Origin of the sequence: Curtobacterium sp. MCLR17_031 (genome assembly GCF_003234775.2) — a bacterium.
In the GTDB taxonomy this organism is placed as follows: domain Bacteria; phylum Actinomycetota; class Actinomycetes; order Actinomycetales; family Microbacteriaceae; genus Curtobacterium; species Curtobacterium flaccumfaciens.
Window position 1 is genome coordinate 675,476 of the sequence record NZ_CP126270.1, and the last position, 12,742, is coordinate 688,217.

At 72.4% G+C, this 12,742-nt stretch carries 13 protein-coding genes; 5 read left to right on the plus strand and 8 right to left on the minus strand.

Features of this window, described 5'->3' with window-relative positions; translation table 11 throughout:
• The first annotated feature begins 14 nt into the window (after nt 1-14).
• Nucleotides 15-1,130 carry a phosphoribosylformylglycinamidine cyclo-ligase gene (purM, locus tag DEI96_RS03340; RefSeq protein ID WP_111024224.1) on the plus strand — a complete coding sequence of 372 codons (1,116 nt, stop codon included), beginning with the start codon at nt 15-17 and terminating at the stop codon, nt 1,128-1,130.
• Nucleotides 1,131-1,675: 545 nt separating this feature from the next.
• Here the strand turns inward: purM and DEI96_RS03345 are convergent.
• Nucleotides 1,676-1,894, minus strand: a complete 219-nt coding sequence (locus DEI96_RS03345) for a DUF3073 domain-containing protein (RefSeq protein WP_017886249.1) — start codon at nt 1,892-1,894, stop codon at nt 1,676-1,678.
• Between the two features lie 158 nt (nt 1,895-2,052).
• Here DEI96_RS03345 and DEI96_RS03350 point away from each other — a divergent pair, with 158 nt between their 5' ends.
• Entirely contained in the window at nt 2,053-3,198 is a 1,146-nt protein-coding gene (locus DEI96_RS03350; protein WP_111024223.1) for an NAD(P)-binding domain-containing protein, read from the plus strand.
• 128 nt (nt 3,199-3,326) lie between these two features.
• Here DEI96_RS03350 and DEI96_RS03355 read toward each other — a convergent pair whose 3' ends face one another.
• From DEI96_RS03355 to DEI96_RS03370, 4 genes are all read right to left on the minus strand, one after another.
• A complete protein-coding gene (locus DEI96_RS03355) occupies nt 3,327-3,767 on the minus strand; it encodes a DoxX family protein (RefSeq protein ID WP_111024222.1) in 441 nt (146 codons plus the stop codon).
• A 120-nt stretch (nt 3,768-3,887) separates the two neighbouring features.
• On the minus strand, nt 3,888-4,163 hold the full coding sequence (locus DEI96_RS03360; RefSeq protein WP_017886246.1) for a DUF3072 domain-containing protein: 276 nt from the start codon (nt 4,161-4,163) through the stop codon (nt 3,888-3,890).
• A 106-nt stretch (nt 4,164-4,269) separates the two neighbouring features.
• Nucleotides 4,270-5,025 (minus strand): hypothetical protein, encoded by a 756-nt coding sequence (locus tag DEI96_RS03365; RefSeq protein ID WP_111024221.1) that lies wholly within the window; start codon nt 5,023-5,025, stop codon nt 4,270-4,272.
• 11 nt (nt 5,026-5,036) lie between these two features.
• Nucleotides 5,037-7,298, minus strand: coding sequence for an APC family permease (locus DEI96_RS03370; protein WP_111024220.1), 2,262 nt, complete (start codon nt 7,296-7,298; stop codon nt 5,037-5,039).
• A 130-nt stretch (nt 7,299-7,428) separates the two neighbouring features.
• On the opposite strand from DEI96_RS03370, the gene DEI96_RS03375 reads away from it, so the two are divergent.
• Nucleotides 7,429-7,881 carry a MerR family transcriptional regulator gene (locus tag DEI96_RS03375; protein WP_111024219.1) on the plus strand — a complete coding sequence of 151 codons (453 nt, stop codon included), beginning with the start codon at nt 7,429-7,431 and terminating at the stop codon, nt 7,879-7,881.
• Nucleotides 7,882-8,022: 141 nt separating this feature from the next.
• Here the strand turns inward: DEI96_RS03375 and DEI96_RS03380 are convergent, their stop codons facing one another.
• From DEI96_RS03380 to yczE, 3 genes are all read right to left on the minus strand, one after another.
• A complete protein-coding gene (locus tag DEI96_RS03380) occupies nt 8,023-8,604 on the minus strand; it encodes a PadR family transcriptional regulator (RefSeq protein ID WP_071405831.1) in 582 nt (193 codons plus the stop codon).
• Nucleotides 8,601-9,482, minus strand: a complete 882-nt coding sequence (locus DEI96_RS03385; protein ID WP_111024218.1) for a DUF4097 family beta strand repeat-containing protein — start codon at nt 9,480-9,482, stop codon at nt 8,601-8,603. Before DEI96_RS03385 ends, DEI96_RS03380 begins: the two co-directional genes overlap by 4 nt.
• A gap of 145 nt (nt 9,483-9,627) precedes the next feature.
• On the minus strand, nt 9,628-10,311 hold the full coding sequence (gene yczE, locus DEI96_RS03390; protein ID WP_284183627.1) for a membrane protein YczE: 684 nt from the start codon (nt 10,309-10,311) through the stop codon (nt 9,628-9,630).
• Between the two features lie 61 nt (nt 10,312-10,372).
• Here yczE and yczR point away from each other — a divergent pair, with 61 nt between their 5' ends.
• Nucleotides 10,373-11,824, plus strand: coding sequence for a MocR-like transcription factor YczR (yczR, locus tag DEI96_RS03395; protein ID WP_258373014.1), 1,452 nt, complete (start codon nt 10,373-10,375; stop codon nt 11,822-11,824).
• Between the two features lie 176 nt (nt 11,825-12,000).
• Entirely contained in the window at nt 12,001-12,675 is a 675-nt protein-coding gene (locus DEI96_RS03400; protein ID WP_111024961.1) for a DUF6518 family protein, read from the plus strand.
• Nucleotides 12,676-12,742 lie beyond the last annotated feature (67 nt).

Genomic DNA, 12,742 nt, shown 5'->3' on the forward strand with positions numbered 1-12,742 from the left:
GCGAAGGACTCCGCATGCCCAACCCGTACGCCGAAGCCGGAGTGGACACCGCTGCCGGTGACCTGGCCGTCGAACTGATGAAGTCCGCGGTCGCGGCCACCCACAACGCCTCGGTCCTCGGTGGCGTCGGTGGGTTCGCCGGGCTCTACGACGTCTCGTTCCTGAAGGACTTCTCACACCCGTTGCTCGCGACCTCGACCGACGGCGTCGGCACCAAGGTCGCCATCGCACAGGCGATCGACAAGCACGACACCATCGGGCAGGACCTGGTCGGCATGGTCGTCGACGACATCGTCGTGGTCGGCGCGAAGCCGCTGTTCATGACCGACTACATCGCGTGCGGTCGCGTGGTGCCGGGCCGGATCGCCGACATCGTCGCCGGCATCGCCCGCGGCTGCTCGGAGACCGGCACCGCGCTGGTCGGTGGCGAGACCGCCGAGCACCCGGGGCTGCTCGGCCCGGACGACTACGACGTGGCCGGTGCGGCGACGGGTGTCGTCGAGGCCGACGCGCAGCTCGGCGAGCACCTGGTGCAGGACGGCGACGTGGTCCTGGCGATCGAGTCGTCGGGCCTGCACTCCAACGGGTACTCCCTCGTGCGGCACATCCTGGCGTCGCGCGGTGTCGGCTTCACGGACCAGCTGCCCGAGCTGAGCGGCGTCGGGTTCGGCGGCGCGGTCTCCGTCGGCGAGGCCCTGCTCGAGCCGACCCGCCTGTACACCGCACCGCTCCTGGCGCTGCTCGAGCAGCACCCGGGCGCGGTGCACTCGCTCTCGCACGTGACCGGGGGTGGCATCGCTGCGAACCTGGCGCGCGTGCTGCCCGTCGGCTCCTGGGTCGAGGTCGACCGTTCCACCTGGCAGCCGCTCCCGGTGTTCCGGGTCCTGGCCGACATGGCCGGCACGCCGATCGAGGACACCGAGGGCACCTGGAACCTGGGCATCGGCATGTTCGCCGTCGTCTCGGCCGGGGCTGCTGCCGAGGTCATCGCCTCGCTCGGTGCCGCCGGCATGCCCACGTGGCCCGTCGGCACGATCGCCACGTCCGCGCGGGACCTGACCGGGTTCGAGCAGGGCGCCAAGGGTGTCGACGGCGGCGCGGTCCGGCTCGTCGGGAGCTACGCGGGCTGACCCGCTGGGTGGGGCTCCGGGGCCGGCGGCTCCGGCTCCGCCGCGCCGTGGTGCGTGCGGCGAGTGGTCACGAACCGTCGTTCGGCAGGCCCGCAGCCGACGCTTCTTGACCACTCGGCGTCGTGCGCACGGTGAGTCGTGACCACTCGAGCCCGGGACTTGGGCGCGCAACCGGCTCGCCGAAGTGCGTGCGGTGAGTGGTCACGAACCGTCGCCTGGCGGGCCTGCAACCGACCGTTCGTGACCACTCGGCATCGTGCATGCGGGGAGTCGTGACCACTCCGGTGCGGTGCCGGGCGCGGGACTCGGTCAGCCTTCCCCGTACCGCCGGTGCTTCGCGTGCCGGGGACTCGCCGTGGAGCTGGCGGTGAATGGTCGCGAACCGTCGCCTGGCGGGCCTGCAACCGACGGGTTGTGGCCGCTCGGCATCATGCACGCGGGGAGTCGTGATCAGTCGGGGCCGGGACCCGAGCGCGCCGACGGGTGTCCGGGCACGCGGAAACGCCGCGCTGCCCGAGGGCTGCGCGGCGTCACTGCGAGAGAGGTCAGGCGGACTTGTTCTGGTCTGCCTGGGTCTCGAACTCGTCTTCGTCTTCCGCCGGTTCCGGACCGTACTGGTCCGCCCAACGGTCGACGTAGTTCTCGTCGGAGTGTTGTCCGGCGGAGAGCTCCTGCTCGAGCGCACCGTAGTTCGTCTGCGGGCTGAAGTACTTCAGCTCACGGGCGACCTTGGTGTGCTTCGCCTTCTGACGGCCGCGCCCCATGCGTGACCCCCTCGTTCGGCTCTGGTCCGGTCCTGGCGAATGACGGAAGATCACTCGGGGAACCAGACGGTTCGTGGTTTGAAATCTGCCGATCACTCTACCATGTACCTCGATCTGGACGTCGCGCGACGGCTGGCCCGCACAGCAGAATCGAAGTGATGACGGAACCCCTCGAGCCCCCGGTCGACCAGCACGCCCGCGTGGTGGTGATCGGTGCGGGGCAGGCGGGGCTCTCCGTGGGATACCACCTGCGTCGCCTCGGGCTCGTCCCCGGCAGCGACCTGGTGATCCTCGACCGCGCGCCGAGCACCGGTGGGGCGTGGCAGTTCCGGTGGGAGGCACTGCGGCTCGGAGCAGCACACCGGGTGCACGACCTGCCCGGCATGCGCGCGATGGGCCTGGAGTTCGACGACGCCGACCGGTCACGGCCCGCGCGGGACGTCGTCGGGGAGTACTACCGGCGGTTCGAGCAGCACTACGACCTGCGGGTGCGGCGCCCGGTCACGGTGACGTCCGTCTCACGCATCGGAGGCGACGGCGGCGTGGCGGGCGACACCCCGGCGGACGGCGGCCTGTGCGTCACCACCCGGAGCGCCGACGGCACCGTCACGCGCATCCGTGCCGACGTCGTGGTGAACGCATCCGGCACGTGGGGCACCCCGTTCGTGCCGTGGTACCCGGGGCGCGACGTGTTCCGCGGACGCCAGGTCGACACGACCGAGTACCGCAGCGCCTCCGAGTTCGCCCGCCAGGACGTCGTGGTGGTGGGCGGTGGGACGAGCGCGATCGGGTTCCTGCTCGAACTCGACGGCGTCGCCCGTTCGACGCGGTGGTTCACCCGGCGCCCGATGGTCTGGGCCGGGACCGCGTCGCTCGACGTCGAGTCCGCGGTGGCCGCCGTCGACGAACAGGACCGTGCCGCCCGCGCCGGCGAGGTCCTGCCGAGCATCGTCAGCGGCACCGGGGTCCCGGTGTCGCGACGGATCCGCGCCGGCATCGACCGCGGCGTGCTGCGCGACGAGCCGATGTTCACCCGGTTGGACGAGACCGGGGTGGTACGGGCAGACGGCACCCACGTGCACGCCGACGCGGTGGTCTGGGCGACGGGGTTCCGGGCCGACCTGCGGCACCTCGCCCCGCTGCACCTGCGGACCACGGCGGGCGGCGTGGTGGTCGAGGACGGCCGGTCGGCCGAGGAGCCGCGCTTGTTCCTGGCCGGCTACGGTCCGCAGGCATCGACCATCGGTGCGAACCGGGCCGGCCGACGCATCGCCCGCCAGGTCATGGACGCACTGGCGGGCTGAACGGCCCTGCGGCCCCCCGCACCGTGCGAGGGGCCGCGTGAACGGTGGGAGGTCCCGTTCCCGGTGCGACCCTCGCGAGCTCGCACCGAGTACGGAACCTCGCACCGGACGAAACCGGGGCGCGCGGCTCAGGCGGGCAGGGGCTCCTCGACGCCACGACGACGGCGTGACGACTTCAGCACCAGGGCATCGAGCGAGAACCGCCCGGGCCCGGTCAGCGCAACGGCGAGCGAGGCCACCGCGAGCACGAGCACGTACTCGAACCCGCCGTCCTGCGAGTAGAAGCCGGCGGTGCCGTGGGCCAGGAACCCGGCGACGACCATGTCGACGGCCAGCAGCACGCCGACGACGCGGGTCGCGACGCCGAGCACGAGCAGGACGCCGCCGACGAGCTCGAGTCCGGCGACGAGGGGTGCTGCGACCTCGGCGAGGGGGACGCCCATGCCCGAGAAGCCCTGCACCACGTTGGGGATGCCCTGGGCGAACTTCTGGCCGCCGTGGGCGATGAACACCACCCCGAGGACGATGCGGAGCGCGGTCAGGCCGATGGAGGTCGATGTCGTTCGCATGGCCACGAAGGTAGCCGGTGACGCGTCATCGATCGTCCTCGAACAGGGGACTGGCCGCGCTTCGCCAGGACATGCCCAGAGCATGCCCAGACAGCAGTCCGCCGAAGGGCGGACTGCTTCTCAGGAATCGGCGCCGCGGCCCGTCTGCTGCTGGAGGCGGTCGATGTGCTCCGACGCCTGCGCCTTGGTGAGGTCGGCGGGGAGTTCCTCGCCGGCTTCACGGGCCAGGGTGTCGAGGTAGCTGCGCTGCGGTCCGGTCATCGGCTCGTCGCCGGTGACCCACTGCTCGGGGTCCTTGCTCGCGTCCGTGGAGGGGTCGGGTCGGGGGCCGCCGAGGGTCTCGCCCTGGATCGGTGCGTCCGGGGTCTGCTGCTGGTCGCGGTCTGCGTCACTCATGTCCGCGACGGTACGCCGCACCCCCGTCACGACACGCAGCAGCGGCGTCCCCCGAAGCGGCTCAGCGGCCCAGCGGCACAACGGCACGCATCCGCACCGAAGCGGCTCAGACGACCGTCGCCGCGTACCGCACCAGGTCGGCCCCGACGGCACTCGTGGCGATCGGCACGACGCGGTCGTCCCGCCGGATCCAGATGGTCGCCGCACGCTCGTCGATCCGGTCGACCTCGTGCAGCTCGCCGTCGAGCAGCACCGACGCCGTGACCCGCACCCGACCGCTCGCCGGACGTGGCGGCAACCCGACCACGTCGTCGCCGTACATCGGGTGCTCGCCGGGCTGCAGGAACGGGGACACCGGGGCGGTGACGACCTCGAGTCCCTCGTCGACCGCGGTCACCGCCACCAGGCGGACGGCCTGGTCGGTCGGCAGTGGCACGTCGACGACGGGCTCGGCGGTGGGCCCGGCCAGTGCGCGGAAGGCGGGCCGGCCGTCGGGGGCGAGGAGGGCCTCCAGGCTGTCGATCCGGACGCGACCGCGCCCACGGGAGTCGGCGTAGACGCCGGGCTCGATGCCGGACTGCCGCGCCTCGAGCCGGGTGAGGACGACGCGGTCCGGGCGGTACCAGTCGCGGAGCGCGGCCGGGTCCACCCATCCGACGCTCGGGACGCCGCGGGAGAGCGCGGCGGACTCGTCGGCGGCGCGCTCGTCGCGCGCGCCGAGGGGGTGCTCGCCGCGCACGGCGACGAGTCCTTCGAGCGGGCTGCCGGCCGGCGGTTCGTGGTCGAGCACCTCGACGCGCTTCGAGACCTTGCCGCCGTGTCCGTCGAACGTGGCGAACGTCCGCTGGTCACTGATGGTCATGGGGCCACATGCTACGACTCGTCGGCTCCCCGTCGCGGCGGGGAGGGCACGAGGGCGTGGATCTCGCCCGTGCAGAGCGCGGGGTCGACGCCCTCGGCGGGGCCCGCCGGACGGGTCGCGCGGCGCGGCAGCAGGCTGTTGCGCTCGGCGGACCGGAGCAGCCGGTCCTCGGCCGAAGCCGAAGCCGAAGCCGAAGCCGAAGCCGAAGCCGCGGTCTCGGCCGACGAACCGGGCTGCGCGGGGCGGCGGAGCGGGGGCCGGACGGGTTCGCCGCGGCGCTCCTGGCCGGGCAGCGGGCGGGAACGGCGGCCGTACAGCAGCTCGGACGAGTCGAGCAGCCACGGCACCAGGGCCACGGTGACGCCGTGCACGAGCAGGAGCTTCTTGCGGATACGGCGGCCGCGGTGGTTGTGGAGCAGGCCCTCCCACCAGTGCCCGACGATGAAGATCGGGGTGTAGACGGTGACGACCTCGGAGCCGTGCTCGGCCCGGTGCGCCTTGATGTACTTGATCAGGGGCATCGAGATGTCGCGGTACGGGCTCGGCACAATCGTCAGGGGCACCTGGATGCCGTACTCCGCCCACTGGTCACGCAGACGCTGGGACTCGGCGTCGTCGATCGCGACGTGCACCGCCTCGATGCTCGCGTGTTCGGCGGCGATCGCGTAGTCGAGCGCCTTGAGCACGGGCTTCTGCAGCTTGTTCACCAGGACGATGGCGTGGTCGCCGGTGGCGCCGAACTTCGTCTCGACGTCGGCCTCGATCTCGTGCGAGACGTCGCGGTAGTAGCGGTTCACGCCGAGCATGAGCACGTACAGCACCGGCATGATCAGGAAGACCAGCCAGGCGCCGTGGGTGAACTTCGTGATCGTGACGATGACGAGCACCACGAGGGTGAAGGTGGCGCCGATCGCGTTGATCGTGCGGGAACGGACGACCTGCCCGCGGTTCACGGCAGGGTCGCCCGCGGGCACCGTCCCGTCCCGATCGGCCCGCAGCAGCCGTGTCCAGTGCACGACCATGCCCGTCTGTCCGAGCGTGAACGACACGAAGACACCGATGATGTAGAGCTGGATGAGGCTCGTGACGTTCGCCCGGTAGACCACGAGCAGCGCCGCGGCGACGAGGGCCAGGACGATGACGCCGTTCGAGTAGATGAGCCGGTCACCGCGGGTCGAGAGCGCCTTCGGGGCGTACGAGTCCCGCGCCAGGATCGAGCCGAGCAGCGGGAACCCGTTGAATGCCGTGTTCGCCGCGAGGAGCAGGACCGCCGCCGTCGTCGCCTGGATGACGAAGAACAGCACCGAGTTGTTGCCGAACGTCGCGGCCGCGATCTGCGCGATGAGCGAGCGCTGCGGCGTGGTGGCACAGTTCGCGAAGCCCTGCAGGTCGCAGGCCCGCTCGGCGTAGTGCACGTGTGACACGAGCGCCAGGGTGATGAGGCCGATGAACAGGACGATCGCGATGCCGCCCATGGCGACCAGGGTTGCCTGCGCGTTCTTGATCTTCGGCCGGCGGAACGCCTGCACGCCGTTCGCGATGGCCTCGACGCCGGTCAGGGCCGAGCAGCCCGAGGCGAAGGCGCGGAGGAGCAGCAGGATGAACGCCGCCTGCGTGGTGTGCTCGACGTTCTGCACGGTGTACGCCGCGGATTCGGCGACCGGGGCGTTGCCGGCGGCGACGCGGACGAGACCGGTGACGACCATCGCGAAGACGCTCGCCACGAACAGGTAGGTCGGGATCGCGAAGGCCTTGCTCGACTCCCGCACCCCCCGCAGGTTGGCGGCGGCGAGCAGCACGACGAACAGCAGGGCGAGCTCGACGCGGAAGTGGTCGAGCATCGGGAGCGCCGAGATGATGTTGTCGACACCGGAGGCGACCGACACGGCCACCGTCATCACGTAGTCGACGAGCAGTGCACTCGCGACGACGAGCCCGGCCTTCTCGCCGAGGTTCCGGTGCGCCACCTCGTAGTCGCCACCACCGGACGGGTAGGCCTTGATGAGCTGCCGGTACGAGGCGACGACGACCACGAGCAGCAGCACGACGAGTGCGGCGACCCACGGCGCGAACGTCAGGAAGGCCATGCCGCCGAGCAGCAGGATCATCAGGAGTTCCTGCGGCGCGTACGCGACAGAGGACAGCGGGTCACTCGCGAAGATCGGCAGGGCCAGGTGCTTCGGGAGGAGCTGTCCTTCGAGCTTCTCAGAGGGGAGGGGATCCCCGATCAGTCGTGCTTTCAACGACCGGATCTCGTTCGTCACGAGCGGCAAACCTACTCAGTTCCGGGCGCGAGTCAACACGGTTCGCCTGCCGCACATTCCCGGTCGGCCGCGGGCGCGCCACCCTGGGTGTCGCGCACCTCTCACGCTTGACGCTGCGTCAACCAGTACAGTCGCCAGCATGAGCGCATCGACAGGCCCGGGTGACGCAGCTGCGAAAGCTCCCCACGCCATCACCGAGGTGGCGCGTTCCGCCGGTGTCTCGAGCCGGACGCTGCGGCACTACGAGGCCGTCGGGCTGCTGCCGGCCACCGCGGTCAGCGCGGGTGGCCTCCGGCGCTACGACGACCGTGCGCTCGTCCGGCTGCAGCGCATCCTGCTGCTGCGCGGGCTCGGACTCGGGCTGCCGGAGATCGCGCGACGGCTCGACGACGAGGGCGACGACGTCGCGGCGCTCACGGCGCACCTGACGTGGCTCGAGCACGAACGGGACCGGCTGGCCCGCCAGCTGGCCGCGGTCCGCACCACCGTGGCGCGCGTCGAGCACGGGGAGGACCTGACGGCAGGCGATGCCTTCGCCGGCTTCCCGCCGACGCGACTGCCGGCTCCCGATCCGCCGGGTGCGGGGCGCTGAGGAACCAGGTTCCGGACACCACACCGCGCATCTGCACGGTGCTGTGTCCGGAACCTGGTTCCGGGGGCGGTCCCGGTTCCGCAGGCGGTCCCGGTGACGGCCGGGAGGCCCTGGTCGCGACCGCCTGTCGGCCGCGGGCCGTCAGAGCGACTTGCGCAGGGCCTCCAGGCCGTCACGCAGACGCGTCACGGTGTCCGCACCGAGCGTGCCGCGGGTCGCTCGACGGCGCAGGTCCGCACGCACCTGCTGCCGGAACGACGACAGTGCCATCTCGAGCTCGCGCAATGCGCGGGCGCTGTCCGACGGGACGGACACGGGCTCCTCGGCGGAACCGGTCGCCGGGCTCTCGGCGGCTGCGGCCAGGTCGGCACGGAGCGAGCGCATGGCCTCGCCGACCGAGGCGCGCACGCCGTCGGCCAACGACTTCACCGAGTCGCTGACCCCGGACTCGACCGTGGCGATCTCGTCGGCACGTGCCGCGAGCTCGGCGCGGCCGGCGTCCGTGATCGCGTAGACGGTCTTGCGGCCGTCGGCGGTCTTCGTGACCAGGCCGTCGTCCTCGAGCTTGGCGAGCCGGGGGTACACGGTGCCGGCGCTCGGCACGTAGGTGCCGCCGAAGCGGTCGCCGAGTGCCTGGATGAGCTCGTAGCCGTGCATGGGGTGGTCGGCCAGCAGGACGAGCAGGTAGAGGCGCAGGTGGCCGTGGGCGAAGACGGGGCTCATTCGGGCACCTCGCTCTCGTTCGTCGGGGTGGTCGGTGTGGTCGGCGGCGTGGTCGTCGTCGTCGGGGGTGTCGGCTCGGCGACCGGCGGGGCGTGCAGCACCGCGATGTCGCCGGAGACGGAGTTCACCCGCAGGTCGAGCCACTGGCCGGACAGCTCGCCGCCCTGCTTGACGTACGAACCGCGCACCCCGCGGATCTCGGCGTCGTCGAACTGCAGCTTGCCGGTCGCGGTGTTCACCGTGCACTTGTAGGCGACGCCGTCCGCCAGGCGGACGCTCACCGACCCGGACACCGTGTTGACGCGGGCGGACTCGGGGACCCCGTGCAGGTCGAGCACGACGTCGGCCGAGACACCGTCGGCCTGGAACCGCGGGATCTCGCCGGTGGCCACGACGTCGCCGGAGACAGTGTGCACCGCGAGCGCGCCGTCGAGGTCGCGGATCGTGGTGGCGCCCGAGACGGCGTTGACCGTGACGTCACCCGCGACGCCGTCGACGACCAGGTCGCCGGACACCGTGTTGAGGGTGGCTCCGCGGTTCGTGCCGGACAGCAGTGCACCGGCCGAGACGACACCGAGCGTGATGCTGGCGTCGCGGGGGACCAGGATGCTGACGTCGGCGTGGGCCTTGCCGCGGAAGGACTTCAGGAACCCGATGGGGTCGTCCCACCGGACCTGGGGGTGGTCGACGGTGAGGGTGTCGCCGTCGACCTCGATGAGCATCTGCTTGCCGGACACGCTGTGGATCTCGACCCGGGCGGTGGGTTCGTCGTGCGCGACGACGTCCACCTGCCCGCCGACGAGGCCGACACGCACGGTGCGCACGATGCCGGTGTCGATGACCTTGGGCTCGTCGACGAGCCACTTCTCCTGCGCCATGTTGCCTCCTGGAACTCGCGATGTATCGCGTCTGTGGAGGTCACGCTATATCGCGTTCCCCGCGGCCGCAAGGGGTCGCACGCGATCGCCGGGCGATCGTGAGCAGGAATGGTCGGGTCGGGGCAGTGGACCCGACCATTCCTGCTCACGAAGCGGGTGTGGCGGGGGTGGGGCGGGCCTCCAGGGTGGGTGTGGCGACGTTCGCTTCGGACGCTGCGGCCGTGCGCTCGGGGCTCCACGGGAACCGGCGGAAGGAGGGCATGAGCGGCTGGACCATCGGGCCGATCGCGAACGCCGCGATGACGGTGCCCGCGCCGACGTCCCCGCCGAGGATCCACCCGACGATCACGACGGTGACCTCGACCAGGGTCCGGGCGAGCCAGATCGGCCAGCCGAGCCGCTGGTGCAGGCCCACCATCAGGCCGTCTCGCGCGCCCGTGCCGAAGCCCGCACCGATGTAGAACGCCGTCGCGACCGCGAGCAGCACGAGTCCCGCGGCGAACAGCCCGATCCGGGCGACGATCCCCGACGGCTCCGGCACCACCCAGAGCACCAGGTCGGCACTCGGCCCGATCGCCAGGGCGTTCAGCAGCGTCCCGATGCCCGGCTTCTGGCGGAGTGGGATCCACAGCAGCAGGATGACGCCGCTCGACACCACCGTGATGACGCCGAACGACCACGGCACGACGTTCTCGAGCCCCTGGGTCAGCACCGTCCACGAGCTCACGCCGACCACCGCGCGGACCTGCAGTGCGGTCGAGGCGCCGTAGAGGAACAGTCCGACGAAGAGCTGGACGAAGCGCAGGGTGAGGGCGGTGTGGCGGGGCATGTGGCCATCGTCCCGACAGATTGGCCTGCAGGTCGAGAGCCAATCGCGCTACCGTGGACCCGTGCCCCCTGTCCTGATCAGTGCCCGCGCCACCGCCCACCTGCTGACCGACTGGCGCGCCGGGACCGACGCCCCGGCCTACGAGGCGCTCGCCGATGCCCTCCGGGTCCTCGTCATCGACGGACGGGTCGCCCAGGGCGTCCGGCTGCCGGCCGAGCGTGGCCTGGCCGCAGCCCTCGGCGTCTCGCGCACCACCGTCGCGAACGCCTACGCCCGCCTGCGCTCCGACGGGTTCCTGGTGTCCGTCCGTGGCTCCGGCAGCGTGGTCCACCTGCCCCGTGACCTGGTCGGCCGGCCCGACCCCGAACGCCTGGGCGGGGTCGTCGAGGGGGACCTGCTCGACCTGCGCAAGGCGGCCCTGCACGCAGCCCCCGGCATCGACGAGGCGGTCGAGCGGGCGGTCCGGCACGTGCCGGCGGCGCTCGCCGGCATCGGCTACGACACCGTCGGCGACCCCGGCCTCCGCGCCGCGATCGCCGCGCGCTACACCGAGCGCGGACTGCCGACGGAGCCCGCCCAGGTCATCGTCACGATCGGCGCGCAGCACGCGATCGCCTTGCTCGCGCGCGTGCTCGTCCGCCGTGGCGACGCCGTGCTCGTCGAGTCCCCGACCTACCCGCACGCGCACGAGGCCTTCCGCGAGGCCGGCGGCCGCTTGGTCGGCGTCCCCGTCGACGCGCGGACGGGGTGGGACGCCGCCGCGCTCGAGACGACGCTGCGTCGCACCGCGCCCTCCGTCGCGTACGTCATGCCCGAGCTCCACAACCCGACCGGTGCGACCATGTCCGCGTCGACCCGCCAGCTCCTGCTGTCGGTCGCGTCCTCGGTCGGCACGATCGTCATCGCCGACGAGACGATGGGGGAGCTGCGGATCGACGGGGAGCCGTCGCCGCCGTTGGCGGCGGCGGACCCGTCGGGGTCGTCGGTCGTGATGATCGGTTCCGCCGCCAAGGTCTTCTGGGGCGGCCTGCGGATCGGCTGGATCCGCGCCGATCCGGCGTTGCTGCAGCGGCTGCTGCTCGCCCGCCCGACGGGCGACCTCGGCACCCCCGTGCTCGACCAGCTGGTCGTGCGCGAGCTGGTACCGCGCACGGCGGCCGTCCTGGAGGCGCGGCGTGCGTCCCTGCGCGAAGGTCGCGACGCGGTCGTGGGGGCGCTCCGGGCGCGGCTCCCGGAGTGGGACGTCCCGGCACCGGCGGGCGGGTTGACGACGTGGGTGGGGCTCGGCCGACCGGTGTCGAGCGCGCTCGTGCTCGCCGCGCGGGTCGAGGGTGTGGTGCTGGCCTCTGGCGGGGTGTTCGGGCCGGACGGTGGGTTCGAGCGGTTCCTGCGGGTGCCGTTCACGATGGCCCCGGCCGATCGGGGGCGGTTGGTGGACGTGCTGGCGCGGTCGTGGGAACGGGTGGGCGGCGAGACGAGCGGCGTGCGGGGGTCGTTGGCGGCGGTGGTCTGAGCGGTGCGTCGTCCGGGGGTCGGCGTCTTGCGGGGCTCGGCGTCTTGCGAGGCTCGGCGTCTTGCCGGGCTCGGTGTCCTGCCGGGTTCGGCGTCATCCTCTGGGGTGAGGCCGGGTCGGGGGTTCTCGCTCCTCGGGGTGATGCGGCTTCGGTGGGGTCCGGCGAGGCTGGTGCCATGAACGCGACCCTGTCCGCCGGAACCCGCTCCGCTGTGCCGACGTCCGTCGAGCCGCCCGCGGCGGTCCCCGCCGTGGTGCGGGTCACCATCGCGCTGAGCGGGGCGTTCCTGGCGGGCGTCCTGACCTCGTTCGGGCAGGCCGTGCCCGCACTCGCCTCCGTGTCGAACTCGGCCGGACCGTGGTTCCTCGTCGCCGCGCTGCTGTGCCTGGTTGCCGGAGCACGAGGGGGCCGGGTCGCCCTGCCGCTGGCGATGGTGCTCGGCGTCGTGCTCCTCGAGCTCATGCACGTCGGGTACTGGGCCACGACGGTCCTGCGCGGGTTCCCCGACGTGCTGTCGATCACGAACCCCTGGGTGCTGCTCGGGGTGCCGGCCGGGCTGCTGGCCGGAGCGGCCGCCGTGGCGGTGCGGTCCCGCGAGGCCCGGTGGCGCGCAGGGGCGCTCGGTGTGACGGCCGCGGTGCTCGTCGGCGAGGGGATCCGCGGGCTGCTGCAGGTCGCCGCGACGACGGGGCACGTCACCTGGGCCGTCGAGATCGTCGTCGGGGTGGTGCTCCTCGGCATCGGGGTCGTCGGCACCCGCTCACCCGTCGCGCGCGTGGTGGCGCTCGGCACCGGGGTGGTCGGGACGGTCGCGGTGCTCGGGGCGTACCTCTTGCTCGGCGGGTTCTGACCCTGCAGTCCTGATCCGACGGCGGGTTCTGACTGCCAGCCGAACGTTCGTCGGTCGGTCCTGCGAG